Source organism: Pseudomonas sp. NFX224 (genome assembly GCF_048565165.1).
GTDB lineage: Bacteria > Pseudomonadota > Gammaproteobacteria > Pseudomonadales > Pseudomonadaceae > Aquipseudomonas.
This window is the reverse complement of sequence record NZ_CP183416.1, coordinates 2,251,670-2,277,861: the sequence shown is the minus strand read 5'-3', so window position 1 is coordinate 2,277,861 and position 26,192 is coordinate 2,251,670. Positions and strand designations below refer to the sequence as shown.

The window sequence follows — 26,192 nt, the reverse complement described above, 5'->3', positions numbered from 1 at the left end:
CCGTGCCCTTCAGTACACGTTGGAGGAGAGCGCCGCTTCGCGACGCAGTTTGTCGCCGGCTGGATTGGCCGCTTCGCGCATGAAACCGAAACCTGTGCGCCGGTCGAGGCGGAACAGGGTATTGGTCACATACACGTCTTCGCGGATGCCGATCACCTCGACCACTTCGCTGACGCAGCGGCGACCATCGGGCATGCGCGTCAACTGGATCACCACGTCCAGCGCTGCGCAGATCATTTGGCGCAAAGTTCGTTCGGCGATGCTGCGACCCGTCAGGCCGACCAGGGTTTCCAGGCGCAGTAAGGCGTCCTGTGCGTTGTTGGCGTGCACGGTACTCATGGAGCCGTCGTGGCCGGTGTTCATCGCCGTGAGTACGTCGACCACTTCGACACCACGGATCTCGCCGAGGATGATCCGGTCTGGACGCATCCGCAGGGCGTTGCGGATCAGGTCACTGGCCTTCACTTCACCATGACCTTCGGCATTCGGCGGACGGGTTTCCAGGCGCACGACATGTGGGTGGCCGAGTTGCAGTTCGGCGACGTCTTCGATGGTCACCAGTCGCTCGTGAGGGTTGATGAGCTGACTGAGAATGTTCAACAACGTGGTCTTGCCGGTGCCGGTGCCGCCACTGATGAGGATGTTGCAGCGCTTGCCGACGGCTTCCTGCAGGAATTCGTAGATCGCTTGATCGATGGTTTGCATGGCCATCAAGTCGGTGCTGTTGAGCATGTCCTGGCGGAATTTTCGAATCGACAGGCACGGGCCGTCGAGGGCAATCGGCGGAATGATCGCGTTGACCCGGCTGCCGTCCGGCAGGCGTGCATCGACCATCGGTGAGGACTCATCCAGCCGCCGGCCCAACGGTGCCAGAATGCGCTGGATGACGCGCTCGACGTGGTGCGCGTCGATGAAACGCAAATCGCTCTGATGCAATACGCCGTCGCGCTCGATGAACACCCGGTGCGGGCCGTTGACCAGAATTTCGGTCACGGCCGAGTCACGCAGCAGCACTTCAAGCGGGCCGAAACCGGTGAGCTCGTCGACGATTTCTTCGGCCAGTCGCTCCATCTCGTAGCGGGAAATCGCCAGGTGCAAACGCGCGATGTACTCGGCGACTTTGTCGATGACGAACTGCGACAGCACTTGCCGTGAACCTTCCAGCAGGTTTTTGCCGGACTCTTCGATGGCATCGATGATGTAGCGGTGCAGCACCAGCTTCAGGCCTTCGTGGTCGGTGTTGCCGGCCACTGCGCGCGGGCTGGCGCCGAACAGTTTTTCTGCGCTCATTGCGCACCTCGCAAGCGACTGAACCAGGACTTGGGTTTGGCCAGGCTTTCGGAACGTTTGGCCAGGCGTTCACCGAGGGTGCGCAGGCTTTGGGTGAGGACTTCGCGGGGCGCCAGTTCGAACAGGGTCACGCCCTGGTTCTTGGCGTTCAGGCGCACCTCCGGGCTGTAGGCGAGGGTGGCGATGATTTCCATGCCGAAGCTTTTGCCCAGGGCATCGGAGTCCGGCGCGACGCTGCGCAGGTAGCGATCGATCAACAGTTTGGCGTGATCGAGCTTCATGCCTTTTTCGCGCCACAGGTTGAGCACTGCCAGGTTGCGGCGGCAGTCGATCACGTTCTGGTCGGTGTACCACAGCAGTTTGTCGCAGTGGCTGACGAAGGTACGCAAGGCTTCGCTGTCCGGTTGGCCGGTGAGGTTCACCACGATGTGCTGGAAGTGTTGGCGCAGGGCGCTGAGCAGCATGTACAGCTCGGCGGCGCTGGTGTGTTCCAGCGGCTCGTCGTTGCTGGCGTAGGCGAGGATGCGCAACCCCACTTCGCAACGCGTGAAAGCGCTGTCGATCAGTGTCGCGTCGAGGCGGCGCACGTGGCGCAAGGCATCGCCGAAATGAAACGAACTCTCCAGCCCGAGCAGCGCGAGGCTGTCGCCGCGGGGCAAGCCGAGATCAAGCAACAGGGTTTGCTGGCCGCTCTTTTGCACCACCTGCGCCATGTGATTGGCGAGCAACGCGCCATCGGCATTGCTTTGCACCCCGTACAACACGGTCAGGCCACCCAGTTGAGTGTTCGGCGCCACGGGCGGCAGGCGTTTGCCCAGGCGGCGCACCAGGCCGGCGACTTCGCTGGAGCGCGAGCCATAGGCGACGAAATCCCGCGCCCCGGCACGCATGGCGTTGAGGACGAGTTGGTTGTCCATGCCGTCGCCCAGCGCGACGATGGCCAGCATCGGTTTGGCTTCCAGCGCACCTTCGATCAACGCGCATTGGGCGACCACGTGTTCCCGATCAAGGCCGACAAACACCAGGCTGGCGAAGGTCACGTCCACCAGCGCCAGCAGTTCGTCGAGGCTGCCGCCACCGGCGCTGACCACTTGGCCCAGCGGGGCGAGGGCGCCTTGCAGCCACTCCAGATCGGTGCTGTTGCGCGTGATCGCAAGAAAGGTCTGACTCAGGTTCTGGCTCATTGCGATAGCCCGCTGCGTTTATCGAAATCGCCGTTTTCGAGGAAGTACAGGCGATACCAGTTCGGGTCGTAATTGCGCAGTTTTTCACCGGGCAGTGACGGCAGCGGTGCGTTGACGGCCAACGGCTGCACCAGGTGTGGGGTGACGATCATCAGCAGTTCCCGTTCTTCGCGATTGATCGAGGAGCTGCGAAAGAACGCGCCGAGGATCGGGATGTCACCCAGCCCCGGAAACTTGTTCACCTGCGAAGTGTTTTGCGTGCTGATCAAACCGCTGATGACGAAACTTTCGCCGTCGGCCAGGGAAATACTGGTGTCGGTGCGGCGGATAGTGAAGGCCGGCACGGTGGTGCCGCCGATGGTCACGGCGTTGTTGTAGTCCAGTTCGCTGACTTCGGGGGCAACCTTGAGGGCGATCTGGTCACTGCTGACCACCGTCGGCGTGAGCGTCAGGCGGATGCCGAATTCCTTGTATTCGATGGAGTAGCTGTTGCTGTTGGCGCTGGGAATCGGGATCGGGATTTCACCGCCCGCCAGGAAGCTTGCGCTCTGTCCGCTGATCGCCACCAGGCTCGGCCGCGCCAGGGTGTAGGCAAAACCGCTGCCTTCCATGGCGTTGATGATGGCGAGGAAGTTACCGCCACCGGCGACGATGTTGAACATGTCGTTGGCCAGCGGAATGCTCGGCACGGCAATACGCGGATCGAGGTTGCGCAGCGGGAACACCCGAGGCGTCACTGCTGTGCCGGGGACGGTGCCGGGGGAGCCGAACAGGAAGTTCGAGTTTTTGCCGTAGATCGAGGTGCTGGCCTCTTTCAGTTTGGTGCGGCTGACTTCGACGAAGCGGATGTCGGTCTGCACCTGCGATGGCAACAAGGGATCAGCGGACGGTAATTGTCGCGCGGTGGTCATCGCCGTTGTTGCGCGCCCCTGGACGAACACCATGCTTTGGCGCGGTGCACTGGAGCAGGCAGTCCAGACCATCAGGCTGGTCGTGCCGGGGGCGACACCGGTGAGCAGGAACGCCTGATTGCCGTTGACCCGCACGTCGGCGATTTTCGGGTCGCCGACAGCGATGCGGGTAATCGCCACGGGCGATTGCACTTCCTGTTGCTGACCTTCGCCCACTTCCAGCGCGGCCGGCAATGGGCCGAGCGTGGCGCAACTGCCGGTTGCTGCGATTGCCGACGCCAGCGGCAAGCCGCTCAGCAAGGTGGCCCAGATCAAGCCGTTGAACAACGGCGTAAAACGTCTGCGCATTAAAAGGCGTCCTTGCTCGATTTCAGGGGGTCTGTTGTGTGATTTCATTGCCGCGGATGACTTCCACGCCTGACCTGCGCGGCGCGGCGGCACCGCTGGCGACGACAGGTTTGGATGGCGCTGTCATGGCCAGTTGGTTGAACTGGATCAATTCGCGATTGGCGTTGGCGATGTTGGACGGCGAATCGCCTTGGCCGGCCCAGTAACGGGCCAGGCGCTTTTCATCGGCGCTGCGCACGGCCAGGCGCAACACCCCGGCCTGCGCGGCGAGCATCAGGCGACTGAGCAGTTGTTCAGGCACGGCCAGCAGTACGGTGCGGGCGCCGGCGCGTTGATGTTCCTGTCTGAGCTTGTCATCGTTGCTGCGGGCCGGGCTGGCGGGTTGGCCGTCGTTGGTCAAACCCATTTGCTCGCCCACGCCCAGCACCCGCAAGGCCGGAACCACCAGTTGTGCCGAGGGCTGAAGGTTGTTGGTGTCGCCGCGCAAAAACAGCAGCACATCGACGTAATCCCCCGGCGTCAGTTGGCCGCCGGCGTTGATCACTTCATCCACGGCGACGGCGAGGGCGCGTTCATCGGGGCGGATCATCCGCGCCAGCGTGCTGCCAGCTTCGAAGCTTTCGTCGCTCAACCAACTGCCGGCGCTGAGCGCGCGCCAGGGTGTGCGGCCAATGGCTTGATCAAGCCGGGTCAGGCTGCCGGCGGGAACGGTGCGGAGTTTTTCCAGGGCGACGTCGGCAGCGGTGATTTGCACAAACGGCGTGATGTCACGTTGCAGAACCACCACCGGTTGACGGGTGGTGTCTTCTTCCTGCGGTACAGGTGCCTGAGCGGTGGCTCCCGGTGTGATGATCGCGGGTTGCGCAACGGCGGCAGCGGCCGGTTGACGGCTTAATGTGAATCCCCAGTAACCGGCAATGACAGCGCCCACCAGAGACAATCCGGCAAGACTCAAGATGACACGACTGTTCATGACGGCTCTCCCTTTCCTTCTGCTAACGACCTCGTCCTTCCAACGAGAAAACTTCGCAATCAGGCAGCTATGAACATAAAACCATTTCGCTATTTGACCGTAGCGCAGCTAGAGCAAAACGCCATTACCGAAGAGTAAAAATCCAGTGAAAGTAAAACATTACGATGAAATGTCGTGTTTTTTTGACGTCAACGAAACGACTAATACTTTCGTGTTAATGCGTATTTACAGTTGTTGGGTGGGGGAATGCCGACAATGCTGGTGCTGGCACAGGGGAATCATGTTGCGCTTATGCAACACCCGGTGCTCCAGGAGAACGGTCATGTCTTTTTCGAAGCTTGTTCAGAAGGTCAAATCGGAAGTCGTGTTTTACAAGGGATTGGCCAAGGATACCGAGGGTGCTTCGGGTATTGAGTACGCGATTGTGGCGGCCATGATTGCAGTGGTGATAGCCGGGTTTACTACGGATATTTCGAAGGGAATTACTGATACGTTTACCGCGATCAAGAGTGCGCTGTAACAGGGAGTCAGGTGACTTGCTATTGCAAAAGGCAGGTTAATGTCAGCGCTCATTTTATTGCCGGTGTTGCCTATGAACTCTTCAGTATGTTCGCGCCAACAACTTCTTCTGGTCGATGATGAAGAAGATGCTTTGCTTGAGTTGGCGGAGTGGCTGGAGGGCGAGGGGTTTAACTGTTTTACCGCTACTTCGGTCAAGGTGGCGTTGCAGCATTTGACGCGTCATCCGGATATTGCGCTGGTCATCACTGACCTGCGCATGCCAGAGGAGAGTGGCCTGTCGTTGATCAAGCGTTTGCGCGAGCATACGTCGCGGCAGCATCTGCCGGTGATTGTGATGTCCGGGCATGCGGATATGGACGATGTGAGTGACATGTTGCGGTTGCAGGTGCTGGACTTGTTTCGCAAGCCGATTTATCACGTGAGGTTGTTGGAGACTTTGAATAATTTGTTTCCGTTGCCGCAGGTTTATTTGGTCAAGGGGTGATTCGGGCTTTTGAGTGAATATCCGTAGCTGCGGTAACGGCCACTTATGGTTTCGCCCTTACGGCGACTCACTTTTTTGACAAACGCCTCAAAAAAGTAAGCAAAAAAAGCGCTCGCCCTGTGGAGTGGTGAAAAGCCTGGATGTACGCCGATCCATTGTAGGAGTGAGCCTGCTCGCGATGACGCCCTCTCAGCCAACCAATTTCTTACGGATACACCCGTCCCCTGTGGGAGCCAGCCTGCTGGCGATGGCGGCCTCACAGCCAACCCATCGCCTACAACTGATAACTAAAACTAACGCTATACCGCGGCCGCCGATTGAACGTATCCAGCGCTTCCTCCGACATCGCCTTGGCCACCTCCAGCGCAATGTTGTAGTACCGGGCATCGCCAAACCGCAAACCCACCGCCGCCGATGACATGTCATTGGCCTTGACGGGCAAATCATTGAACCAGGCCCTCGCCCGGTCCAGCACCACATACGGTTGCAGGACCCGCACCCAATTCCCCTCGCGATTGAAGCTGTAGTTGACCTCGTAGGCCATGCCCCAACCCTTGTCGCCGGACGCCTGGTCGTCGGGGTAGCCGCGACCGAAGTTTTGTCCGCCGAACACGGCGCGCTCGCTGTCGGGCAAGGTGTCGTCGCTCCAGTACAGCGCGGCGGACAGTACGCCTTGCCAGTTGTCGAAAAACTTGTCGCTCTGCACTCCCGACAAACGCAGCCGGAAGAAGTCCAGGTCGAGGGCGGTGTTGTTGGTTTTTGCGCCCATGCCGTCGATGCCCTGATACAAACCGCCGCTGAGGATACGCAATCGCTGCGCGTCGGCTTTGCGCCAGTCGCTTTCGAACGCCAGGGCGCGGATGTCGGTGCGTTCTTCGATGCTGAGCGGGAAGCCCACCACCTTGTAGCGGGTCTTGTCATTGACCGCATAAAGACGCGAACCGACGCTGAGCAATTCGTTGGGCGCGGCGATCACGGGATGACTGAAGCCGATCGAGTAGCGATCGTTTTCCCGATGGGGTTTGAGTTCGAGGCCGTTGTCCAGTTGCACATTCGTGCCCGGGTCGGCGCGGTAGCGCGAGGCGGATAACGCCAGTTGCGTGCCTTCGGTATTGAGGAACTGGTTGTAGTCCAGACGGTAGTAATGCTCGTCATCATCGCCCGGTGGAAACAGGCCGCTGAGGCTCAGTTGTTCGCCCATCGCCGTCTGGGAATTGCTGCTCACACCGAGCAATGCCTGAAGGCTGTTGCGGTTGTCCTCGGTGGTGCTCATCGTGCTGGTGAACGCTTTGCGGCTGGCCTGGGCGAGCAGTTGTGTCGCGCCATCGGTGGTGCCCGGTGGCGGCACCTGCGCCTGCAAGGTCACGCCGGGGATGCGGCTCATCAGTGTGGTGTAGCGTTCGAACGTCTTGCGGGTCAGCGGTCGTTCGGCCTGGAGTTTGGCCACCAGTTTGTCGAGCAAACCTTTGACCCGGCCGACGTCGCCCTGCAGTTGATAGTCCTTGATGTAACCCTCCACCAGCACCACGCGCGCCACGCCGTTTTCGAACGTCTGTTGTGGCAGGAAGGCGTAGGACAGCAGGTAGCCATCCTGTTGATAGCGACGCGTGATATTGCGGGTTGCCTCGATCAGATCGGCCAGGCTGGTTTCGTGACCCAGCAGCGGTTGATAGACCGCGGCCAGTTCGTTCAGCGGGTAGATTGTTCCGCCTTCGATCTGCACGGTTTTGAGGGTGACTTTGGTGCCCATCATCAGCGGTTGGGCCTGGGCCGTGCCGGGTTCCGGCACTTGCAGTGGCGCGGTCGTTGGACGATAGGCGTCGGCGGGCAGGTTCGGCACAGGCAGGTTGCGGATGGTTTCGTTGCTGTTGAGAAAACTGGGCAAGGTGTCGGCGAAGAGGTTGGAGCTGAGGGGCAATAGCAGCAAGCAAACCATGACTCGCATGGGACACTCCTTGTTTGCGTGTGGATCTCCATGATCCAAAGAAAAGGCGGAAGACTGAGCAGGATCTTCCGCCTCCAACCAAGCGTAGGCGCTGTAGGTATGGCCGTCGATGCGGCCAGGTGCAAATCAGCGTTGATTACCGCCCAGTGCGCCGGTCAGTCCGCCCAGCACGCCACCGAGACCACCGGTGGTACCCGTGCCGCCATTGACCAGTCCGCCGACCGCGCCGACGGTTCCGCCCACGGTGGTGACCGTATTGCCAAGCGCGGTGACTACGGGGTTGGCGTTGCTGCCGGCAATCGCGCCGCCGAGGTTGGCGACTGCACCGCCGGCCTGGCCGGTGAGGCTGGCGATCGGGGCACCGGTCCCGGTGGCGGCGCCCAGGTTTTGGGTCAGCCCAGACACTGCAGTTGTGACCGGGTTGACCGCGGTGCCAATGTTTGTACCCAGCGAGGCCAGCGGCGCGGTCGGGCCTGTGTTGGCGATGCCGCTACCGCCCAGTGCACCACCCACCGTGGCAATCAGGTTGCCGCCAGCGACACCGTTTACTCCGGCTGCACTGACCACGCCATTGGTGTTGCCGATGTTCAGTCCCGCCCCAACATTCACCACGGCGCCACCCACCGTTTCGAGCAAGCCGCTGCCGCCCGATCCGCTGCCGTTGGACACCAGGCCGCCGGCGTTGCCGACCGCAATGCCGGTGTTGCTCAGTGCGCCGCCCACGGTGTTGGTCAACGCATTGCCATTGCCGGCAGTAGTGAGGTTGTCCCCCACGCCATCGACGCTGTCGCCGACTTTTTTGACGATGCCTTTGAGCGGATCACCCAGGCCGGTCGCGTCACCGATTTTGTCGGTGGTGCTCTCGACCATGGCGATCACCGGCACCAGTTTGTTGCCGACTTCTTTGGTCACCGAGCCCAGCGGACCGGTCGTGGTCGCGGTGTTCAGGGTGTCGCCGAGCATGGTGACTTTCTCGCCGACACCATCGAGTACAGGGGCAACCCGGGTCACTACACCGCCGACCACGGGGACGCTGCTGGTGGCGGTAGCGAGTTTGCCGCTGACATCGGACACGCCGTTGCCGACATCCTGCACCACGCCGCCCACCGCCGATGCCGTGACGCCGAGACCGTTCGGATCGGTGCCCAGTTTGCCCAGGCCATTGGCGACGCCGTCGCCGAGTGTGCTGACCACATTGCCGGTTGTGTTGGCCACGCTTTGCACCACGCCACCGACTACCGGCACCGAGCCCAGCGAGTCGCCGATTTGCCCGACACCCTCGCCCACACCACCCACGGTGGTGCCGACATCCTGCACCAGCGTGGTAGTCACCAGCGGTGTCGCGCCGGGGTTGATCGGGGTGGTTGGGTCTGTCGGGTCTGTGGGGTTGGTTGGATTGGTGGGGTTGGTCGGGTCGGTGGTGCCACCGCCGCCAGTGCCCCCCGTTCCGCCGCCGCTGCCGTCCGTGCCTCCTGTGCCCGCCGTGGTTTCGCTGTCCGGGGAGGAACTGTCGGAGCTGCTGTGATGGCCGCCACCGCCGCTGCTGCAGCCGGCCAGGCCGAGGGAGAGAATGAGCGCCAATGCTGTTGCCGATTTGCACCACACTTGAGTGTTCATGAGTGAGAGTCCTTGCACCTGTAACAACGTCGTTGTCTTCGATGGCTGACCGGTTCTGTCGCCGGCCATGTCTTCGTCCGTTGTCCGCATGACAAACGCAAGGGCTCTACAACACCACTCTCAACTTGGTATTAAACCGTTCTATACAGGCGCGGGCGTGCTGCCTAAGGGCTAATACCTTGGGTATAGACTTGGATGAAAATGCTTTGTAAATCAATGGGCGTGGATGGTTACTCAGGGTGGAATCGGGTGTTGAACACTTAAGTGATATATACACAATTGACCATGTTTGAGAGCCGAAAAGATCGCAGCCTACGGCAGCTACAGGGGATGCATTCCTACTGTAGGAACTGCCGCAGGCTGCGATCTTTTGATCTGTCAGGTAACCGGTCGCCAATGCCCGGCCATGTGCTCAAGATCCCCGGCCCCGATCAATTGCAGATCACCGCTGGCCCCCGCTGCACTGGCCAGCAAGGCGACTTCGCTGGGCAGACGCACCGGTTTCCTGAATTGCACCGCAATCTCGATGTTCGCCGTCGGCAGATGGTCGGCCAGCGCGGCCAGTGTGCGCGCCTTGTTCCATAACCCGTGGGCGATGGCCGAGGGGAAGCCGAACAGCTTTGCACTGGTCGCGCTCAGGTGAATCGGGTTGTAGTCACCGGAGACTTTGGCGTATCGCCGGCCGATGTCGGTAGGCGCTTTCCATTGCGCGACCTGCGTCAGTATCAACGTCGGCACCAACACCTCTTCGACAGGCTCGCCTTCGAGCTTGACCCCACGACAGAGCATCTGGCTCTGTGCTTCCCACAATGGCCCCAACTGATCGTCCAGGGTTGTCAGCAGATCGAACGTTGCCCCTTTGGCGTGAGGTTGCAGGTTCTGCACTTGTACGCCGACCCGCACCCGATTGACCCCGCCCATGGGGCGCAGCACGCGAATACGATTGCTCAGGTGAATCAGCCCCAGCAGCGGAAACGGAAACGCTTTCGCAGTGAGCAGTTGCATCTGCAATGCGAAAGCGAGGATGTGCGGATAGGTGGGTGGCAGCAGGCTGTTGTCGACGAAACCGCAGACTTGGCGATAGGCCGCCAGACGTTTCGGCTCGACATCGACCCAGCAACGCAAACCCGAGTCGGGCAGGGCGGTGCCGGTAATTTTTCGTCGCGTCGCTGCTCGCGCATAAAGCCCCGGCAGGCTGGGTTCGCGGTTGAGCGTGTGCCAGTCAGTGATCATGTTTAAGCCCCCAGAACACTTTGCCCGCAGACGCGCAAGGCCTGTCCGGTGAACGCGCCAGTGCCCGGTTGCGCCAGCCACGCCACCGCTTCGGCGACGTCTTGCGGCAGGCCGCCCTGGCCCAACGAACTCATGCGCCGCCCGGCTTCGCGCAGGCCGAACGGAATGTGGGCGGTCATCTGGGTTTCGATAAAACCGGGTGCCACCGCGTTGATGCTGATGCCGCGTTCCTGCAGCAGCGGTGCCCAGGCTTGCGCCAGACCGATCAACCCGGCCTTGCTCGCCGCGTAGTTGGTTTGCCCGCGATTGCCGGCAATGCCGCTGATCGACGCCAGCAGAATCACCCGACCGTCGTCGCGCAAGGTGCCGTTGTCGAGCAAGGCCTTGGTCAGCACTTGCGGCGCATTGAGGTTGACCGCGAGCACCGCGTCCCAGAATTCCGGGGTCATGTTGGCCAGGGTTTTGTCGCGGGTGATGCCGGCGTTGTGCACCACGATGTCGATACCGTCCGGCAACTGTTCGATCAATTGTGCGGCGGCGTCTTCGGCACAGATATCGAGGGTGATGCTGCGCCCGCCGAGGCGTGCGGCGAGGGCTTCGAGATCGGTTTTGGCCGGTGGCACGTCAAGCAGGATGACATCGGCGCCGTCGCGGGCCAGGGTTTCGGCGATGGAGGCACCGATGCCACGTGCGGCACCGGTGACCAATGCCTTGCGCCCGGCCAGCGGTCGCGTCCAGTCACTCACCTGCGTATCGCAAGCGTTCAGGCGAATCACTTGCCCGGAGACGAACGCACTTTTCGGCGAAAGGAAAAACCGCAGCGGCCCTTCCAGTTGATCCTCGGCACCTTCACCGACATGGATCAGCTGCAAGGTGCCGCCGCTGCGCAGCTCTTTGGCCAGCGAGCGACTGAAGCCTTCCAGAGCGCGTTGCACGCTGGCGGCGAACGGGTCGCTCAAGGTCTGTGGGTCACGCCCGAGAATCACCAGATGTGCGCAGTGATCAAGGTTCTTCATCAACGGCTGGAAGAATTCGCGCAGCTGTTTGAGTTGATCGGTTTGCACCAGATCACTGGCATCGAACACCACGGCCTTGAGTTTCGGGCCGTGGCCGGGAATCCACGCTGTCGCCATCGAAGGCTCGGTGCCGTAGCGGTAGATCGCATCGGTCAGGCGGTTGGCGAACGCGCTGACGTTCTCCGTCAGCGGTCCGCCACCGATCAGCAACGCACCGTCTACAGGCCGCAGCCGGCCGGCTTGCCAGCGTTCCAGGCGGGTCGGCGAAGGCAGGCCCAAGGCCCCGACCAGACGATGGCCGATGGAGGAGTTGGCGAAGTCGATATAGCGGTCAGACATGGAACGCGCTCCGAAAGCTGGGGTTCAAAGTGTGGACCATGAATGGCGATCAGTCGTTCGATCCACGAGATTAGGCCTACGCTTGATCATTGTAGGATCAGGTCATTCATCAGGGGATTTTCATGACTCAACTGCACCGCGTCGCGATCATCGGCGGTAACCGGATTCCTTTCGCCCGTTCCAACGGACCGTACGCCACCGCCAGTAACCAGGACATGCTCACCGCCGCGCTCGAAGGTCTGATCGAACGCTACAACCTGCATGGCCTGCGCATCGGTGAAGTGGTTGCCGGGGCAGTGCTGAAATTGTCGCGGGACATGAACCTCACCCGCGAGTGCGTGCTCGGCTCGCGGCTGTCGCCTTCGACGCCGGCCTACGACATCCAGCAAGCCTGCGGCACTGGACTGGAAGCGGCGCTGCTGGTGGCGAACAAGATTGCCCTGGGCCAGATCGAGTGCGGCATCGCCGGTGGTGTCGATACCACGTCGGATGCGCCGATCAGTGTCAGCGAAGGCCTGCGCAAGATTCTGCTGCAAGCCAACCGCGCCAAGAGCACCGGTGACAAACTGAAAACCTTCCTGCAATTGCGTCCACGAGACTTTGTCCCTGAGTTCCCGCGCAATGGCGAACCGCGTACCGGTCTGTCCATGGGGCAGCATTGCGAGTTGATGGCGCAGACCTGGAATATTCCTCGCGAAGCGCAGGATCAACTGGCGCTGGAAAGTCATCAGAAACTCGCCGCGTCCTACGCCGAGGGTTGGCACAACGATCTGATGACACCGTTTCTCGGCCTCACCCGCGACAACAATTTACGTCCGGATTCGACGTTGGAAAAGCTTGCCGCACTCAAGCCGGCTTACGAGAAAAGCGCCAAGGGCACGCTGACGGCAGGCAACTCCACGCCGCTGACCGATGGCGCGTCGCTGGTGTTGCTGGGCAGCGAGCAATGGGCGAAGGAACGAGGCTTGCCGATCCTCGCCTACCTGCGCGATGGCGAAGCGGCGGCGGTGGATTTCGTCAACGGTGCCGAAGGCTTGCTGATGGCGCCGGTGTACGCCGTGCCGCGCTTGCTGGCGCGCAACGGCCTGACCTTGCAGGACTTCGACTACTACGAAATCCACGAAGCCTTCGCCGCACAAGTGCTCTGCACGTTGAAGGCCTGGGAAGATCCGGAGTACTGCAAAACCCGCCTGGGCCTCGAGGCGCCGTTGGGCTCGATCGACCGCAGCCGACTCAACGTCAAAGGCAGTTCATTGGCGGCGGGGCATCCGTTCGCTGCCACCGGTGGGCGCATTGTTGCAAACCTGGCGAAGCTGCTGGATGCGGCGGGGAAGGGGCGCGGGCTGATTTCGATTTGTGCGGCGGGAGGGCAGGGTGTGACCGCCATCATCGAACGTTGAAGTCGGACAATACCTGTGGAAGCTAGCCTGCTAGCGATGGCGGCAGCACATTCATACTGATGTGACCGACAGATCGCTATCGCGAGCAGGCTCGCTTCCACAGGGAATCTGTGGTGTTGAATAGATTGGGGACATGGCCTAACGTCGCTCCATCAGCCGTCTCGCAACACAAGGCCCATCAATGCCGACTAACGGACAAATTTCCCTCGAGCGCAGCATCCCGCCGATCACCGCGCTACCGCGCCCGCTGTACGCCCGGGTGGAAAGCCTCAATGCCGGTTCGTGGACGCCGTCCCATCGCCATGACTGGGTGCAGTTTTCCTACGCCATCAGCGGTGTTCTCGGCGTGCACACCGCCGAGGGCAGTTTCTTCGCTCCGCCGCAGTGGGGCATCTGGATTCCGGCGGATCTTGATCATCAGGTGGTCACGTCGATGCGGGCCGAGATGCGCAGCCTTTACGTGCGTCGCGAGGATTGCCAATGGGCGGACGGGCGTTGTCGGGTGCTGGAAGTGACACCGCTGGCCCGGGAGCTGATCAAGAGTTTTTGTTTGTTGCCAGTGGAGTATCCGCAAGGCGACAGTCAGGAAGCACGGCTGGTGAGTGTGTTGCTGGATCAGTTGGCGACGCTGCCGGAAGTCGGATTTTCCCTGCCTCTGCCCCGCCATGAACGGTTGTTGGGATTGTGCAACGAGCTGATTGAAAACCCTGAACAACACGCGACCTTGCAGGCATGGGCAGAGCGTTTGGGCACGTCGGAGAAAACCCTGATGCGTTTGTTCCAGCGCGAAACCGGGTTGAGTTTTCGTGGCTGGCGCCAGCGTATGCGGCTGTTGTCGTCGCTGAGTTTGCTGGAGGAGGGGGACAGCGTGACCAATGCCGCGCTGGCCTGCGGGTATGACTCGACGTCGGCGTTTATTGCGGCGTTCAAGGGCTTGTTCGGGTTTACCCCGGGAGAGCTGTTTCGGCAGTGATGAGGCTAAAAGATCGCAGCCTGTCGCAGGCTGCGATCTTTTGATCTTCAGGTTCTGAACCGGCGAACCAACCCATCCAGCTCATTCGACAACCCGGCCAGGCTCTGGGAGTCCAGGCGCGCCGAGTTGGCCAGTTCCGCCACCAGCTGCGCATCGCCATGGATCTGGCTGATGTGCCGGTTGATGTCTTCGGCCACCTGGTGCTGTTGTTCCGCCGCCGTGGCGATCTGGGTGTTCATGTCGCGGATCACGTCCACCGACTCACGGATCTGCCCGAAACTGCTGCGTGCTTCGCCGATGCGAGTTACCGATTGCTGCGACACTTCCAGGCTCGCATGCATTTGCTGGGTCACCTGGCTGGTGCGCTTGGCGAGGTTGCCCAGCAGCCCGTCGATTTCCGCCGTGGAGTCTGCCGTGCGCTTGGCCAGCGCCCGAACTTCGTCGGCCACCACCGCAAAGCCACGACCTTGCTCACCGGCGCGTGCCGCTTCGATGGCCGCGTTCAACGCCAGCAGGTTGGTCTGTTCAGCGATCGAACGAATGGTCCCGAGGATCGACTGGATGTCGTTGCTGTCGCGTTCCAGTTGTTGCATCGACTGCGCCGACTGTTCGATTTCCTGACTCAGGCGATCCACGCTGTTCACGGCGGCATCGATCTGTTGCTGGCCTTCGCGGGCCTGACGCTGGCCGCTGTCTGCCGACTCGGCGGCCTGGCTACAAGAGCGTGCTACTTCGTTGGCCGTGGCGACCATTTCGTGGAACGCCGTGGACACCATGTCCACCGCTTCGCGCTGGCGCCCGGCAGCTTCGGCCATGTCGCTGGAGACCTGGGTCGAGCTTTTGGAGGTGGCGAGGATCTTGGTCGCGGCGCCGCCGATGCTCTGGATCAGGTTGCGAATCGCGGTAAGGAACTGGTTGAACCAGTTGGCCAGTTGCGCGGTTTCATCGCTGCCGCGCACTTGCAGGTTCTTGGTCAAGTCGCCCTCACCCTGGGCGATGCCTTCCAGGCCGTCGGCCACGCTGCGGATCGGCCGCACGATGACGCTGGCGAAACTGGCACCGACGATGGCGAAGACCACGGCCAGCACGGCGGCGATGATCGCGATCAACCAGGTTAGCTGGGTCGCGGTGCTCATCACATCGCTCTGCTTGATCAGGCCGATGAAGGTCCAGCCCAGTTGCTCGGACGGCCAGACGTTGGCCATGTAGCGCTCGCCATTGAGTTCGACTTCGACCAGGCCTTTGCCGGCCTTGGCCAGTTGCGCATAACCCTCGCCGAGGCTACCGAGGGCCTTGAAGTTGTGTTCCGGTTGCTTCGGATCGACCAGCACGGTGCCGGAGTTTTCCAGCAGCATCAGGTAGCCGGTTTCGCCAAGCTTGATCTGTTTGACCAGTTCGGTGAGCTGTTTGAGCGACACGTCGATGCTGACCACGCCGCCGTTGGTGCCCAGCTTGTTGTCGATGGTGCGTACGGTGCTGACGTAGGACGTATCGTTTTCGGCCCAGTAATAGGCCTCGGTACGGAACGGCTTGCCTGGTTTGCCCTGGGCCGCCTTGTACCACGGACGCTGGCGCGGGTCGTAGTTGGCCAGCTTGGCATCGTCCGGCCATGACACGTAACCACCGGCGGCGGTGCCGAGAATCGCGTAGGCATAAGACGGATGGGCGTTACCCAGGTCCTGCAGGAAGCTGAAGACTTTTTTGTCCGCCTCGCCCTGAGGAATGCTGGCGGCGTTAGCGCTCATGTAGGTCTTGAGGCTGTCGTCGGAGTTTGTAATCAGCGGTTGCCTGGCCAGGTATTCGACGTTCTGGCTGATGCCGTCGAAGAACAGTTGCATGGCATTGCTGACCTGACGGATTTCGCGACCGCTGTTGTCGACGAATTCGTCCTTGGCATCACTGCGCAAGTTCAGCACAACGAGGGTGGCGACCAGCACCACGGGCAAGCAGGCGATGATTGCAAACGCCCAGGTCAACTTCTGTTTGATGTTCATCCGCGCTCCAGATTTTCTTGTAGGCCCACGCAGTGCAGATGACTCGCGGTTTTTTGGCAGCCGAAAACGTTTTTTGGTCAATCCCGGTCCATGAGTGCGACATCGCTATTGTTGGTGCTGCGATTGTCGGACAAATCAGTTTGTCACTCAGGGCTTCGGCTGTTGTCGGAGGAAATTGAGGCCTGTTCCGAAAAATCCTGAGAATGGTCGTGTCCAGGTGTCAGCTTCTGTCACAAATGCCCATGCAACCCCCGGACAACAAGTGCTTCAGGCTCGGTTATCATCCGAAGCAGGCGGGGGATGGAGCGCAGGTTTTCATGATGAAACCGGCACATTGTGTGCTTCTGCAATGTTCATAGGTCGGCACCCCCTCCCCCGATTGGGTGGATTGCCGTATAACGAATGACTTTCGCGTGTTTGGTAATAAAGGACCCACAATAAAAGCTGATGAAGACTCCAAAACGCATTGAACCCCTGATCGAAGACGGTCTGGTCGACGAGGTGCTGCGCCCACTCATGAGTGGGAAAGAAGCAGCTGTTTACGTGGTGCGCTGCGGTAACCAGTTACGTTGCGCGAAGGTCTACAAGGAGGCGAACAAACGCAGTTTTCGTCAGGCGGCCGAGTATCAGGAAGGCCGCAAGGTGCGCAACAGCCGTCAGGCCCGGGCCATGGCCAAGGGTTCCAAGTTTGGTCGCAAGGAAACCGAAGACGCCTGGCAGAACGCTGAAGTGGCGGCACTGTTCCGCCTGGCCAACGCCGGCGTGCGAGTGCCCAAGCCGTATGACTTCCTTGAAGGCGTGCTGCTGATGGAGCTGGTGGCCGACGAGTACGGCGATGCCGCGCCGCGTCTGAACGACGTGGTGCTGGAGCCGGACCAGGCGCGCGAGTATCACGCGTTTCTGATTTCGCAGATCGTGCTGATGCTGTGTACCGGCCTGGTGCACGGTGACCTGTCCGAGTTCAACGTGCTGCTGACCCCGACCGGCCCGGTGATCATCGACTTGCCGCAAGCCGTGGACGCAGCGGGCAACAACCACGCGTTCAGCATGCTGGAGCGCGACGTGGGCAACATGGCGTCCTATTTCGGCCGGTTTGCGCCGGAGCTGAAAAAGACCAGGTACGCCAAGGAAATGTGGGCGCTCTACGAGGCGGGTACCTTGCACCCGGCCAGCGTGTTGACCGGCGAGTTCGACGAACCGGAAGAACTGGCCGACGTGGGCGGCATCATGCGCGAGATCGAGGCCGCGCGCCTCGATGAAGCGCGCAAGCAAGCAGCCCGTGCCGCTGATGACGCACCACCCAACAAAGCCGAAGAGCCGCCTCCGCCGTGGATGCAGTGATTGGCTAAACAAAAACCCGGCTTCGGCCGGGTTTTTTATTGGTGCGCCAGGCATGGCGCGTTGCGCGTAAGCGCAACCAGCTTGGCTGTGGTGGCCACGCTGGTGACTTGGAGGTGAAAGTCCTCTACACACCCGGCAAGGGGAAGTGTTAGCCAGAGGCAAGGGTGTCGCGGGCGACTGCGAATCTGAAGGAAGCCCGAGGCAAAATGCTGGCCTGACGAACAGGAAGCGGATTAGGCGGTGCAGCGGGGTAAGAAGGCCAATATCTTCAAAGCCCAATACTTGCACGGAACGCTGTGACGTAGATCCGACAGGCATAAGCAGGAAGGTCGCGCGAATTACCCTGGGAGATCTGTATAGCCTGCCATGTGCTACCGGCGTCGCGAGATGACGGGATGGGCGACAGAAGTCAGCAGAGGCCGTAGTAGTTGCTCGACACCGGAGTAACGAAGGGCTGAACCTGCCATGAGTGGATAGTCGGGTGTGATCTCTGTTGGAGCGTAAAGCAGAAACACCGCATAGCGGGGGTCGAGACCATTAGGAGGTAGGAGCCGGAAGCTCCGAGGGCCGGTCTGGGCGCTTAGATACCACAGGCGACACATCAACGGAACGAAGCTCGCTGACGTTGTATGTCAGTAGGCAGGAACCGCCGTATACGGAACCGTATGTACGGTGGTGTGAGAGGACGGCGGGGGCAACCCCGCCTCCTACTCGATTGCAACGCAAATCCCCCTGTAGGAGCGAGCCTGCTCGCGATGACGTCGGCACATCCAACATTGATTTGTCAGATACACCGCTATCGCGAGCAGGCTCACTCCCACAGGGTTTTGCAGTGTCCTGCAATCACGCGCGGGTTGGGGTATCACAACACCCCGACTCCAGACTCTTGAGAATCGGACAATCCGGCCGGTGATCCCCCTGACAGTGCTCAACCAAATCCTGCAACGTATCGCGCAGTTGCCCCAACTCGCGGATCTTCTGGTTCAACTCATCGATATGCTGCCGGGCGAGGGCCTTCACATCGGCGCTGGCGCGTTGGCGGTCCTGCCACAGGGTCAGCAGCTTGCCGACCTCTTCCAGGGAAAACCCCAGGTCCCGGGAGCGCTTGATGAACGCCAGCGTATGCAAGTCGTCATCGCCGTACATCCGATAACCGCTGTCGGCACGATGTGCGGCCTTGAGCAAACCGATCGACTCGTAATAACGGATCATTTTTGCGCTCAGGCCACTATGGCGAGCCGCTTGACCGATGTTCATCGGTTGTCCTCCAGATCCTCGGGTTTCCAGATTTTCAACAGTAACGCATTGCTCACCACACTGACGCTCGACAACGCCATCGCCGCACCGGCCAGCACCGGGTTGAGGAAGCCGAAGGCCGCCAGTGGAATGCCGATCAGGTTGTAGACGAAGGCCCAGAACAGGTTCTGCCGGATCTTCGCGTAGGTCTTGCGGCTGATCTCCAGCGCCGCCGGCACCAGACGTGGATCGCCGCGCATCAGGGTGATTCCGGCCGCGTGCATGGCCACATCTGTACCGCCGCCCATGGCGATGCCGATGTCCGCCGCCGCCAAGGCCGGTGCATCGTTGATGCCGTCACCGACCATCGCCACCACGCCGGTTTTTTTCAGCGCCGTGACGGTGGCGGCTTTGTCCGCCGGCAGCACTTCGGCGTGCACGTCGGTGATGCCCAGCGCCTCGGCAACGACGTTGGCACTGCCGCGATTGTCACCGGTCAGCAGGTGGCTGCTGATGTGCCGTGCATTGAGTTGCTGCACCGCTTGCAGTGCGCCGGGTTTGAGCGTGTCACCGAAGGCGAACAGCCCCAACACCTTCGGCGCGGGGCTCTGCTCGATCAGCCAGGACAGCGTCCGGCCTTCGGTTTCCCACGCAGTGGCTGAATCAGCCAACGCACCTGTGCTCAGGCCGCTTTCTTCCAGCAGACGCCGGTTGCCCAACGCCAAACGACGACCATAGAGGCTGCCAGCGATACCGCGCCCGGTCAGCGACTGGCTGTCAGTGACATCGGCCACGGACAAATCGCGTTCTTCGCACGCATCCAGCACCGCTTTGGCCAGCGGGTGCTCGCTGCCGCGTTGCAGGGCACCGGCCCATTGCAGCAGGGTCGCTTCGTCACCATCGACGGCACTCAAGTGGGCGATGCGCGGCGTGCCCGAGGTCAGGGTGCCGGTCTTGTCGAACACCACCGAACTGACTTCATGGGCCCGCTCCAGCGCTTCGGCGTCCTTGATCAGAATCCCGTAGCGCGCTGCTACGCCGGTGCCGGCCATGATCGCGGTTGGCGTGGCCAGGCCCAAAGCGCAAGGGCAGGCGATCACCAACACCGCAACGGCATTGATCAGCGCGATTTCCAGCGGCGCGCCATACAACCACCAACCGACCAGCGTCGCCAACGCCAGCAGCAGGACCACCGGCACGAAAATCTGGCTGACCTTATCCACCAGTTTCTGGATCGGAGCCTTCGCCGCTTGAGCGTCTTCCACCAGGCGGATGATGCGCGCCAGCACGGTTTCCGCGCCAAGCGCCTGAGTGCGAACCAGCAGTCGACCTTCACCGTTGATTGCGCCGCCGGTCACCTTGTCGCCGGGTTGTTTCGGCACCGGCAGGCTTTCACCGCTGATCAGTGCTTCGTCGGCATGGCTCTGGCCTTCGATCACTTCACCGTCCACCGGAAAGCGCTCGCCGGGTTTGACCATTACCAGATCATTGAGGCGCAGGGCGCTGATGGCGACGTCCTGTTCGCGGCCGTCAATCACCTGAATCGCCCGCTCCGGGCGCAGCGCTTCAAGGGCGCGAATGGCACTGGCCGTCTGGCGCTTGGCGCGGCTCTCCAGGTATTTGCCCAGTAACACCAGAGCGATCACCACCGCCGAGGCTTCGAAATACAGATGCGGCATGCGTCCGGCGGCGGTGGCCCACTCATAGACACTCAAGCCATAACCGGCGCTGGTGCCGAGCGCGACCAGCAAATCCATGTTGCCCGCGCCAGCGCGCACGGCTTTCCACGCGGCCACATAAAACCGTGCGCCGAAGATGAATTGCACTGGCGTGGCCAAGGCGAATTGCGCCCAGGCCGGGAGCATCCAGTGCACGCCGAACGGTTGCAGCAGCATCGGCAACACCAGCGGCAAGGCGAGGACGATGGCCGCGATCAAGGCCCAGCGCTCGCGGTGCAGGCGGGTTTGTTGATTGTCGGTCTGTGGGTGTTCGGCTTCCCAGAGGCTGGCGGCGTAACCTGCCTTGGTCACGGCGGCGATCAAGGTTTGCGGATCGATCTGCCCAAGCAGTTCCAAGTGTGCGCGTTCGTTGGCGAGGTTGACGCTGACGCTCTTCACCCCCGGCACTTTGCTCAGAGCCCGCTCGACGCGACCGACGCAGGAGGCGCAGGTCATGCCGTCGATGCTCAATTCAATCGTCTGCTGCGGCACGCTGTAACCGGCCTTTTGCACCGCATCCATCAAGGCTGGCAGGCTGTCGGCAGGCGCCTGGACCCGAGCCTGTTCGGTGGCTAGGTTGACGCTGACGGCACTGGCGCCGATGACTCTGCTCAAGGCACGCTCGACACGCCCGGCGCAACTGGCGCAGGTCATGCCGGCAATCGGCAGATCGAAAGTGGTGGATTCGGACATCGGTCGCGCTCCCTGTAGAAGATGCCTACAGGATCAACCTTGCCATGCTGGCAAGGTCAAGCGCCATTCTGAAATTCACCGAAAATCCAATTGCAGGAAGAGGGATGGGTGTCAGTACCCCAAGCCTGCGCGCTTGAGGTACATCCCTTCCTGGGTCATCGCAATCCGGTACTTGAGCACGTCGCCGGCCCTGAGCTGAATGTCCTGCGAACCCGGTGCGAGCATGCCCGGGTTGCAACCCGGTGCCTGACCCGGCAGCAGTTTGAGGCGCAGGGACACATTGCCCGGCGGCAGGTTGAACGAAGTGCTTTGCTCTTGAAACAGCCGCGCCGCCAATTGATCCTGGATATATACGCCGATCTCGCAATTGGTCGCGACTTCCAGGCGCTCGCGGGAAATGATCAGCACGCCATAGTCCTCCCCGGCGGCATGGGCCGAAGGCAGGGCGGCGAAAAGGCTGAGGAAGCCAAACAGGCTGAAAGCTGACCAGCGCATGGCTGAATCTCCTGAGTCGAGTCATTGATGAACGCAGCTTGGCCGAGCGCGGCGCCGATTGCCAGCCCGGCAGATCACTGCAGAACTTGACCTTGCCATGGTGGCAAGCTCAAGACTGTACTCAGCCTCATTCAAGAGCCTCATCAAAGGAGTCATTCCATGCAAGTGTTCAATGTTGAAGGTATGTCCTGCGGTCACTGCGTCAGGGCCATCACTCAGGCGGTTCAGGCTCAGGACCCGGCGGCCAGCGTGCGCGTCGATCTGGCGGCGAAAGAGGTCGGTGTCGAGAGTGCGCTCACCGCCCAGCAAGTGATCGACGCGATCAGTGAAGAAGGCTACGGCATCAAATTGGCCTGAGCTTTTTAATAGTTAGCGAGCTATCTGAATGTTCATGGCGTCCATGCGCGGCTAAACTGTCGGGCTGCCGACCTCTGCCTCACTGGATGCCTGATGAACTTCCGCACAATTCTGATTCTTGGCGCCTTGAGCGCATTCGGTCCGCTGGCGATCGATTTCTACCTGCCCGCGTTCCCGGCCATGGCGCTTGCCTTCGGCACTGATGAGAAACATGTTCAGCTGACCCTGGCGGCGTATTTCCTTGGTTTGTCCATTGGTCAGCTGGCTTACGGGCCGGTAGCGGATCGATTCGGGCGGCGCCTTCCATTGCTCTTGGGCGTGGGTCTGTTCACTGGCGCTTCGCTGGCGTGCGCCTATGCGCCGAACCTGGAATGGCTGATCGGTGCACGTTTCGTCCAGGCTCTGGGCGGTTGCGCAGGGATGGTGATCTCGCGGGCGGTGGTCAGTGATAAATGCGATGCAGTGGGTTCGGCGAAAGTCTTTTCGCAGCTGATGCTGGTGATGGGCCTGGCGCCGATCCTCGCGCCGATGCTCGGCGGGCTGTTGGTCAACACCACAGGTTGGCAGTCGATCTTTCTGGTATTGACCGGTTTCAGCGCGCTGGCTGGGTTGGCTGTCGCACTCGGGTTGCCGGAAAGCATGCCCGCCCATTTGCCGCGCCAACCGTTGTCTGGGTCGCTGCGACAGTACGGTCGGTTGTTGAAGGATCCGGTGTACCTCGGCCATGCGCTGACCGGTGGTATCGCCATCGCCGGGATGTTTTCCTACATCGCGGGTTCACCGTTCGTCATCATCAAGCTCTATGGCGTCCCGGCCGAACATTTTGGCTGGTTCTTCGGCGCCAATGCGGCGGGTTTCATTCTGGTGGCGCAGGTCAACGCACGTTTGCTGGCCAAGCGTGGGCCGGCATTCCTGTTGACGCGCGCCGTGTGGGTTTACCTTGGCGCCGGCCTGGCTCTGCTTGCCGTGAGTGCATTGCACACGACACAACTGTGGCCATTGCTGATTCCACTGTTCGTCTGTATCTCCAGCCTCGGCTGCATCCTGCCCAACGCGTCAGCGTGTGCGATGAACGGCCAGGGTGCTCGCGCCGGCAGCGCTTCGGCGATGCTCGGTTGCCTGCAATTCAGCGTCGCCGCCGGTGCGGCCGCGCTGGTGGGCGTTTTGCACGATGGCAGCGCCATGCCGATGGCCATGGTCATCAGCCTGTGCGCAATTCTGGTGGTGAGCGTGGCGATGCTCACCCGGCGTTTGCAAAATGCCCGGGCACTGGCGCAAGCCCAGGTTTGAGAGGGGGTCAGCCAGCAGCACGCTGCGCGTGAAGGGCGGGAATCGGGTGAGGGGCTTGAATGCGTGCTTCAAGGGTACGCATGAAAGTTCGGGCTTCGGTTTCGCTGCGGAAGGTAACCGCATGCTGGTCCAGGCGGACCTGCCACTGGGATTTTGCCACTTCTTTTATCAGGATCTTCATAGCTGAACTCCTCTTGTAAAAGACGTTTTGTAAAAGGGTGCCTCGCAGGAGATTCGATTGTAGACCTGAATACGATCGCTATTGTGACAAGAGGTAACTGTCGGACTGACGGTTTGTAACAAGAAACATCGCAGGCTCTGGGTCAGCCTGCGATGTTGCTTTCCGGGGTTTAGAACCCTTCCAGCACAATCTTGCCCTTGGATTTACCGCTTTCCAGCAGGGCATGAGCCCGGCGCAGATTCGCCGCATTAATGGTGCCGAAGTGTTCGCCAACCGTGGTTTTCAGTGTCCCGGCATCGATCAGCTGCGCCACGCGGTTGAGCAGGTTGTGCTGCTCGATCATGTCTGCGGTTTCGAACAGCGAGCGGGTGTACATGAACTCCCAGTGCAGCGACAGGCTCTTGCGCTTGAGCTTGGTCACGTCGAGGGATTTCGGGTCATCGATCAGCGCCAGTTTGCCCTGTGGCGCCAGCGCCTCGACCAATTGATCCAGGTGATGGTCGGTCTGGGTCAGGCTGGCAACGTGAGTCACTTGAGGGATGCCGGCGCGCTTGAGTTCTTCACTCAGTGGCTGGCTGTGATCGATCACCTGGTCGGCACCCAACGCTGTCACCCAGCTCTGGGTTTGCGGACGCGAAGCAGTGCCGATCACCTTCAGAGCGGTGAGTTGTTTGGCCAGTTGCGTCAGGATTGAGCCGACACCGCCCGCCGCACCGACGATCAGCAGGCTCTGGCCTTCGTCGGTTTTACCTTCGCGCACTTGCAGGCGTTCGAAGAGCAATTCCCATGCGGTGATCGCCGTCAGCGGCAGGGCGGCGGCTTCAGCGAAACCCAGGGTTTTCGGCATATGGCCGACGATCCGCTCATCCACCACGTGCAATTCGCTGTTGCCGCCAGCGCGGGCGATGGAGCCGGCGTAGAACACTTTGTCGCCGGCCTTGAACAAGGTCACTTCACTGCCGACGGCTTTGACCACACCGGCCACGTCCCAGCCCAGCACTTTGGCGGTGCCGTCTTCAGGCTGGACGTTCTGGCGGACCTTGGTGTCCACCGGGTTGACCGAAATGGCTTTGACCTCCACCAACAGGTCACGCGGCCCGGCGACCGGCTCCGGCAGTTCGATGTCTTGCAGGGATTTTTCGTCGCTGATCGGCAGGGACGCGTAATAGGCAATGGCTTTCATCAAAGACTCCGCAAACGAATGGAAGAAAAATCAGGCGAGGGTGCGCAGGCGCTTGAGCTCGAAGTGTTCGAGGAAGTCAGGGGCCTTGGCGCGGAAGTTCTGGATATGCGCACTGTCGTCGTGGGCTCGCAGGGCTTCGTCGCTGCTCCACTGTTCGATCATGTAGAAGGCCTGCGGATTGGCCAGGTCCTGATGCAGGTCGTATTGTCCGCAACCGGCTTCGGCGCGGGTCAGCTCCACCAGCGCCCGCAGGTGTTGTTCAAGGGCGTCCTGCTGGCCGGGTTTGGCGATGAGGGTGGCGATAGCGGTAAAAGGGTGGGACATCGGCGACTCCGGGAACGGGCTGATTTCGATGGGCAGATGATTGGCTATTTCTCATGAAGATAAAACCCGCTAAAAGAGCAGTCTCTTTCAATATTTTTTTGATAATCAGGGCTTCAGATGCTGCGTTTCGATGACTTGCAATTGTTCGTTCGGGCGGCGGACCTCGGCAGCCTGTCGGCGGCTGCGCGGGGCATGGACATGTCGGCGGCGGTGGCAAGCGCGGCGTTGAAACGTATCGAACAGCAACTCGGTGCCCGTCTGCTTGCTCGCTCGACGCGCAGCCTGCGCCTGACCGCCGAAGGTGAAGGTTTTCTCGAATATGCCCGGGCGGCCCTGAGCAACCTCGACGAAGGCCGACGTTTATTGGCCAGTGGCCAGGATCAGGTCAGTGGGGTGTTGCAACTGTCGGCGCCGTCGGACTTCGGTCGCAACTTGCTGCTGCCCTGGCTGGACGAGTTTCAGCGTGAGCATCCGAAGCTCACCGTGCGTTTGTTGCTGGGTGACCGCATCGCCGATCTGTTCCGCCAACCGGTGGACATCGCCCTGCGCTACGGTGAGCCGGAAGATTCCAGCCTGGTGGCGCTGCCCATCGCCCCGCAAAACCGCCGCGTGCTGTGTGCCGCGCCGAGTTATCTGGCCCGACATGGCGAGCCGCGGCAACTGGAGCAATTGGCCCAGCACAATTGCCTGCTGTTCATGCTCGGCAGTCGGGTCCACGACCACTGGAGTTTCCACGATGGCAAGCGCGAGGTCGGCCTGACCGTCAGCGGTGATCGTTTCAGTGACGATGCCGATGTCGTGCGCCTGTGGGCGGTGGCGGGAGCCGGGATTGCCTACAAGTCGTGGCTCGATGTGGCCGCCGATGTGCTCGCCGGTCGCTTGAAAGTACTGATGCCGGAGCTGCTCTGTGAGCGCGCACCGCTGAATCTGTTGTGCGCCCATCGCGCACAATTGAGTAAGCCGGTGAACCTGTTGCGGGAAATGCTTGCCAGTCGTTGCGCCCGGTTGAGCAGTCATTTTCCGGGGTTCTCGGGAATCGATCATTAGTCGCAGGCAAAAAGCGAAATTTCCCTCAGGAACTATCACCTTCGCTGGTTTGCGGAGGGCAGGAACCTGCGGTCAACCCGCCTATACTAGCGCTCGCC

Annotated in this window: 23 protein-coding genes and 1 pseudogene; 8 read left to right on the top strand and 16 right to left on the bottom strand. The window is 61.1% G+C overall.

Annotation, left to right across the window (positions count from 1 at the left end; genetic code table 11):
* Positions 1-9 precede the first annotated feature (9 nt).
* Genes ACNYC6_RS10235 through cpaB form a run of 4 tightly spaced genes read right to left on the bottom strand, consistent with a single transcriptional unit; the run spans position 10 to position 4,706 of the window.
* Complete coding sequence (locus ACNYC6_RS10235) at positions 10-1,290, bottom strand: CpaF family protein (protein WP_419712193.1); 1,281 nt, start codon at positions 1,288-1,290, stop codon at positions 10-12.
* Positions 1,287-2,474, bottom strand: a complete 1,188-nt coding sequence (locus ACNYC6_RS10230) for an AAA family ATPase (protein WP_419712192.1) — start codon at positions 2,472-2,474, stop codon at positions 1,287-1,289. Before ACNYC6_RS10230 ends, ACNYC6_RS10235 begins: the two co-directional genes overlap by 4 nt.
* Positions 2,471-3,733, bottom strand: a complete 1,263-nt coding sequence (locus ACNYC6_RS10225; RefSeq protein WP_419712191.1) for a type II and III secretion system protein family protein — start codon at positions 3,731-3,733, stop codon at positions 2,471-2,473. The genes ACNYC6_RS10230 and ACNYC6_RS10225 overlap by 4 nt, the downstream gene beginning before the upstream one ends.
* A 22-nt stretch (positions 3,734-3,755) precedes the next feature.
* Positions 3,756-4,706, bottom strand: coding sequence for a Flp pilus assembly protein CpaB (cpaB, locus tag ACNYC6_RS10220; RefSeq protein ID WP_419712190.1), 951 nt, complete (start codon positions 4,704-4,706; stop codon positions 3,756-3,758).
* 322 nt (positions 4,707-5,028) lie between these two features.
* On the opposite strand from cpaB, the gene ACNYC6_RS10215 reads away from it, so the two are divergent.
* Both ACNYC6_RS10215 and ACNYC6_RS10210 read left to right on the top strand, forming a co-directional pair.
* A complete protein-coding gene (locus tag ACNYC6_RS10215; RefSeq protein WP_419712189.1) occupies positions 5,029-5,226 on the top strand; it encodes a Flp family type IVb pilin in 198 nt (65 codons plus the stop codon).
* Positions 5,227-5,265: 39 nt separating this feature from the next.
* Positions 5,266-5,712 carry a response regulator gene (locus ACNYC6_RS10210; RefSeq protein ID WP_419712188.1) on the top strand — a complete coding sequence of 149 codons (447 nt, stop codon included), beginning with the start codon at positions 5,266-5,268 and terminating at the stop codon, positions 5,710-5,712.
* 274 nt (positions 5,713-5,986) lie between these two features.
* Here the strand turns inward: ACNYC6_RS10210 and ACNYC6_RS10205 are convergent, their stop codons facing one another.
* The 4 genes from ACNYC6_RS10205 to ACNYC6_RS10190 form a co-directional block, all read right to left on the bottom strand.
* The gene (locus ACNYC6_RS10205; RefSeq protein WP_419712187.1) at positions 5,987-7,657 is read right to left on the bottom strand and encodes a ShlB/FhaC/HecB family hemolysin secretion/activation protein; all 1,671 of its coding nucleotides are present in this window, start codon (positions 7,655-7,657) and stop codon (positions 5,987-5,989) included.
* A 126-nt stretch (positions 7,658-7,783) separates the two neighbouring features.
* Positions 7,784-9,274: a collagen-like triple helix repeat-containing protein gene (locus ACNYC6_RS10200; RefSeq protein ID WP_419712186.1), complete on the bottom strand. Its 1,491-nt coding sequence runs from the start codon at positions 9,272-9,274 to the stop codon at positions 7,784-7,786.
* Between the two features lie 378 nt (positions 9,275-9,652).
* Positions 9,653-10,507, bottom strand: coding sequence for a MaoC family dehydratase (locus tag ACNYC6_RS10195; protein ID WP_419712185.1), 855 nt, complete (start codon positions 10,505-10,507; stop codon positions 9,653-9,655).
* Between the two features lie 2 nt (positions 10,508-10,509).
* Positions 10,510-11,862 (bottom strand): 3-oxoacyl-ACP reductase, encoded by a 1,353-nt coding sequence (locus ACNYC6_RS10190; protein WP_419712184.1) that lies wholly within the window; start codon positions 11,860-11,862, stop codon positions 10,510-10,512.
* 122 nt (positions 11,863-11,984) lie between these two features.
* Between ACNYC6_RS10190 and ACNYC6_RS10185 the strand changes: the two genes are divergently transcribed.
* Together ACNYC6_RS10185 and ACNYC6_RS10180 are read left to right on the top strand one after the other, a co-directional pair.
* Entirely contained in the window at positions 11,985-13,262 is a 1,278-nt protein-coding gene (locus ACNYC6_RS10185; RefSeq protein WP_419712183.1) for an acetyl-CoA C-acetyltransferase, read from the top strand.
* 181 nt (positions 13,263-13,443) lie between these two features.
* Positions 13,444-14,235 carry an AraC family transcriptional regulator gene (locus ACNYC6_RS10180; protein ID WP_419712182.1) on the top strand — a complete coding sequence of 264 codons (792 nt, stop codon included), beginning with the start codon at positions 13,444-13,446 and terminating at the stop codon, positions 14,233-14,235.
* Between the two features lie 47 nt (positions 14,236-14,282).
* Here ACNYC6_RS10180 and ACNYC6_RS10175 read toward each other — a convergent pair whose 3' ends face one another.
* Complete coding sequence (locus tag ACNYC6_RS10175; protein WP_408003245.1) at positions 14,283-14,987, bottom strand: methyl-accepting chemotaxis protein; 705 nt, start codon at positions 14,985-14,987, stop codon at positions 14,283-14,285.
* A 201-nt stretch (positions 14,988-15,188) separates the two neighbouring features.
* Positions 15,189-16,073 (bottom strand): annotated as a pseudogene (locus ACNYC6_RS10170) (cache domain-containing protein); the annotation flags it as partial.
* A 603-nt stretch (positions 16,074-16,676) separates the two neighbouring features.
* Between ACNYC6_RS10170 and ACNYC6_RS10165 the strand changes: the two are divergent.
* Positions 16,677-17,570: a PA4780 family RIO1-like protein kinase gene (locus tag ACNYC6_RS10165; RefSeq protein WP_419712181.1), complete on the top strand. Its 894-nt coding sequence runs from the start codon at positions 16,677-16,679 to the stop codon at positions 17,568-17,570.
* Positions 17,571-18,413: 843 nt separating this feature from the next.
* On the opposite strand, the gene cueR is transcribed toward ACNYC6_RS10165, so the two are convergent.
* The 3 genes from cueR to ACNYC6_RS10150 form a co-directional block, all read right to left on the bottom strand.
* The gene (cueR, locus tag ACNYC6_RS10160) at positions 18,414-18,827 is read right to left on the bottom strand and encodes a Cu(I)-responsive transcriptional regulator (protein ID WP_419712180.1); all 414 of its coding nucleotides are present in this window, start codon (positions 18,825-18,827) and stop codon (positions 18,414-18,416) included.
* Positions 18,824-21,217: a heavy metal translocating P-type ATPase gene (locus tag ACNYC6_RS10155; protein ID WP_419712179.1), complete on the bottom strand. Its 2,394-nt coding sequence runs from the start codon at positions 21,215-21,217 to the stop codon at positions 18,824-18,826. The genes cueR and ACNYC6_RS10155 overlap by 4 nt, the downstream gene beginning before the upstream one ends.
* A gap of 111 nt (positions 21,218-21,328) precedes the next feature.
* A complete protein-coding gene (locus ACNYC6_RS10150; RefSeq protein WP_419712178.1) occupies positions 21,329-21,712 on the bottom strand; it encodes a hypothetical protein in 384 nt (127 codons plus the stop codon).
* Between the two features lie 159 nt (positions 21,713-21,871).
* Here ACNYC6_RS10150 and ACNYC6_RS10145 point away from each other — a divergent pair, with 159 nt between their 5' ends.
* On the top strand, positions 21,872-22,069 hold the full coding sequence (locus tag ACNYC6_RS10145) for a heavy-metal-associated domain-containing protein (protein ID WP_338584553.1): 198 nt from the start codon (positions 21,872-21,874) through the stop codon (positions 22,067-22,069).
* A 93-nt stretch (positions 22,070-22,162) separates the two neighbouring features.
* Positions 22,163-23,359 (top strand): multidrug effflux MFS transporter, encoded by a 1,197-nt coding sequence (locus ACNYC6_RS10140; protein WP_419712177.1) that lies wholly within the window; start codon positions 22,163-22,165, stop codon positions 23,357-23,359.
* A gap of 7 nt (positions 23,360-23,366) precedes the next feature.
* Here the strand turns inward: ACNYC6_RS10140 and ACNYC6_RS10135 are convergent, their stop codons facing one another.
* The 3 genes from ACNYC6_RS10135 to ACNYC6_RS10125 form a co-directional block, all read right to left on the bottom strand.
* Positions 23,367-23,540, bottom strand: coding sequence for a hypothetical protein (locus tag ACNYC6_RS10135; protein WP_419712176.1), 174 nt, complete (start codon positions 23,538-23,540; stop codon positions 23,367-23,369).
* Positions 23,541-23,709: 169 nt separating this feature from the next.
* Positions 23,710-24,723 carry a zinc-binding alcohol dehydrogenase family protein gene (locus ACNYC6_RS10130; protein WP_419712175.1) on the bottom strand — a complete coding sequence of 338 codons (1,014 nt, stop codon included), beginning with the start codon at positions 24,721-24,723 and terminating at the stop codon, positions 23,710-23,712.
* A gap of 30 nt (positions 24,724-24,753) precedes the next feature.
* Complete coding sequence (locus tag ACNYC6_RS10125) at positions 24,754-25,047, bottom strand: putative quinol monooxygenase (RefSeq protein WP_419712174.1); 294 nt, start codon at positions 25,045-25,047, stop codon at positions 24,754-24,756.
* A gap of 117 nt (positions 25,048-25,164) precedes the next feature.
* Here ACNYC6_RS10125 and ACNYC6_RS10120 point away from each other — a divergent pair, with 117 nt between their 5' ends.
* Positions 25,165-26,094: a LysR family transcriptional regulator gene (locus ACNYC6_RS10120; RefSeq protein WP_419712173.1), complete on the top strand. Its 930-nt coding sequence runs from the start codon at positions 25,165-25,167 to the stop codon at positions 26,092-26,094.
* Positions 26,095-26,192: the final 98 nt, after the last annotated feature.

What these genes read in the sequence shown, in the direction of transcription:
- ACNYC6_RS10180 (WP_419712182.1), top strand. Translation starts at nt 13,444, where the DNA reads ATGCCGACTAACGGACAAATTTCCCTCGAGCGCAGCATCCCGCCGATC.
- ACNYC6_RS10210 (WP_419712188.1), top strand. Translation starts at nt 5,266, where the DNA reads ATGTCAGCGCTCATTTTATTGCCGGTGTTGCCTATGAACTCTTCAGTA.
- ACNYC6_RS10155 (WP_419712179.1), bottom strand. Translation starts at nt 21,217, where the DNA reads ATGTCCGAATCCACCACTTTCGATCTGCCGATTGCCGGCATGACCTGC.
- ACNYC6_RS10165 (WP_419712181.1), top strand. Translation starts at nt 16,677, where the DNA reads ATGAAGACTCCAAAACGCATTGAACCCCTGATCGAAGACGGTCTGGTC.
- ACNYC6_RS10135 (WP_419712176.1), bottom strand. Translation starts at nt 23,540, where the DNA reads ATGAAGATCCTGATAAAAGAAGTGGCAAAATCCCAGTGGCAGGTCCGC.
- ACNYC6_RS10125 (WP_419712174.1), bottom strand. Translation starts at nt 25,047, where the DNA reads ATGTCCCACCCTTTTACCGCTATCGCCACCCTCATCGCCAAACCCGGC.
- ACNYC6_RS10175 (WP_408003245.1), bottom strand. Translation starts at nt 14,987, where the DNA reads ATGGTCGCCACGGCCAACGAAGTAGCACGCTCTTGTAGCCAGGCCGCC.
- ACNYC6_RS10200 (WP_419712186.1), bottom strand. Translation starts at nt 9,274, where the DNA reads ATGAACACTCAAGTGTGGTGCAAATCGGCAACAGCATTGGCGCTCATT.
- ACNYC6_RS10190 (WP_419712184.1), bottom strand. Translation starts at nt 11,862, where the DNA reads ATGTCTGACCGCTATATCGACTTCGCCAACTCCTCCATCGGCCATCGT.
- ACNYC6_RS10130 (WP_419712175.1), bottom strand. Translation starts at nt 24,723, where the DNA reads ATGAAAGCCATTGCCTATTACGCGTCCCTGCCGATCAGCGACGAAAAA.
- ACNYC6_RS10215 (WP_419712189.1), top strand. Translation starts at nt 5,029, where the DNA reads ATGTCTTTTTCGAAGCTTGTTCAGAAGGTCAAATCGGAAGTCGTGTTT.
- ACNYC6_RS10235 (WP_419712193.1), bottom strand. Translation starts at nt 1,290, where the DNA reads ATGAGCGCAGAAAAACTGTTCGGCGCCAGCCCGCGCGCAGTGGCCGGC.
- ACNYC6_RS10145 (WP_338584553.1), top strand. Translation starts at nt 21,872, where the DNA reads ATGCAAGTGTTCAATGTTGAAGGTATGTCCTGCGGTCACTGCGTCAGG.
- ACNYC6_RS10205 (WP_419712187.1), bottom strand. Translation starts at nt 7,657, where the DNA reads ATGCGAGTCATGGTTTGCTTGCTGCTATTGCCCCTCAGCTCCAACCTC.
- ACNYC6_RS10185 (WP_419712183.1), top strand. Translation starts at nt 11,985, where the DNA reads ATGACTCAACTGCACCGCGTCGCGATCATCGGCGGTAACCGGATTCCT.
- ACNYC6_RS10230 (WP_419712192.1), bottom strand. Translation starts at nt 2,474, where the DNA reads ATGAGCCAGAACCTGAGTCAGACCTTTCTTGCGATCACGCGCAACAGC.
- ACNYC6_RS10140 (WP_419712177.1), top strand. Translation starts at nt 22,163, where the DNA reads ATGAACTTCCGCACAATTCTGATTCTTGGCGCCTTGAGCGCATTCGGT.
- ACNYC6_RS10195 (WP_419712185.1), bottom strand. Translation starts at nt 10,507, where the DNA reads ATGATCACTGACTGGCACACGCTCAACCGCGAACCCAGCCTGCCGGGG.
- ACNYC6_RS10225 (WP_419712191.1), bottom strand. Translation starts at nt 3,733, where the DNA reads ATGCGCAGACGTTTTACGCCGTTGTTCAACGGCTTGATCTGGGCCACC.
- ACNYC6_RS10150 (WP_419712178.1), bottom strand. Translation starts at nt 21,712, where the DNA reads ATGCGCTGGTCAGCTTTCAGCCTGTTTGGCTTCCTCAGCCTTTTCGCC.
- cueR (WP_419712180.1), bottom strand. Translation starts at nt 18,827, where the DNA reads ATGAACATCGGTCAAGCGGCTCGCCATAGTGGCCTGAGCGCAAAAATG.
- cpaB (WP_419712190.1), bottom strand. Translation starts at nt 4,706, where the DNA reads ATGAACAGTCGTGTCATCTTGAGTCTTGCCGGATTGTCTCTGGTGGGC.
- ACNYC6_RS10120 (WP_419712173.1), top strand. Translation starts at nt 25,165, where the DNA reads ATGCTGCGTTTCGATGACTTGCAATTGTTCGTTCGGGCGGCGGACCTC.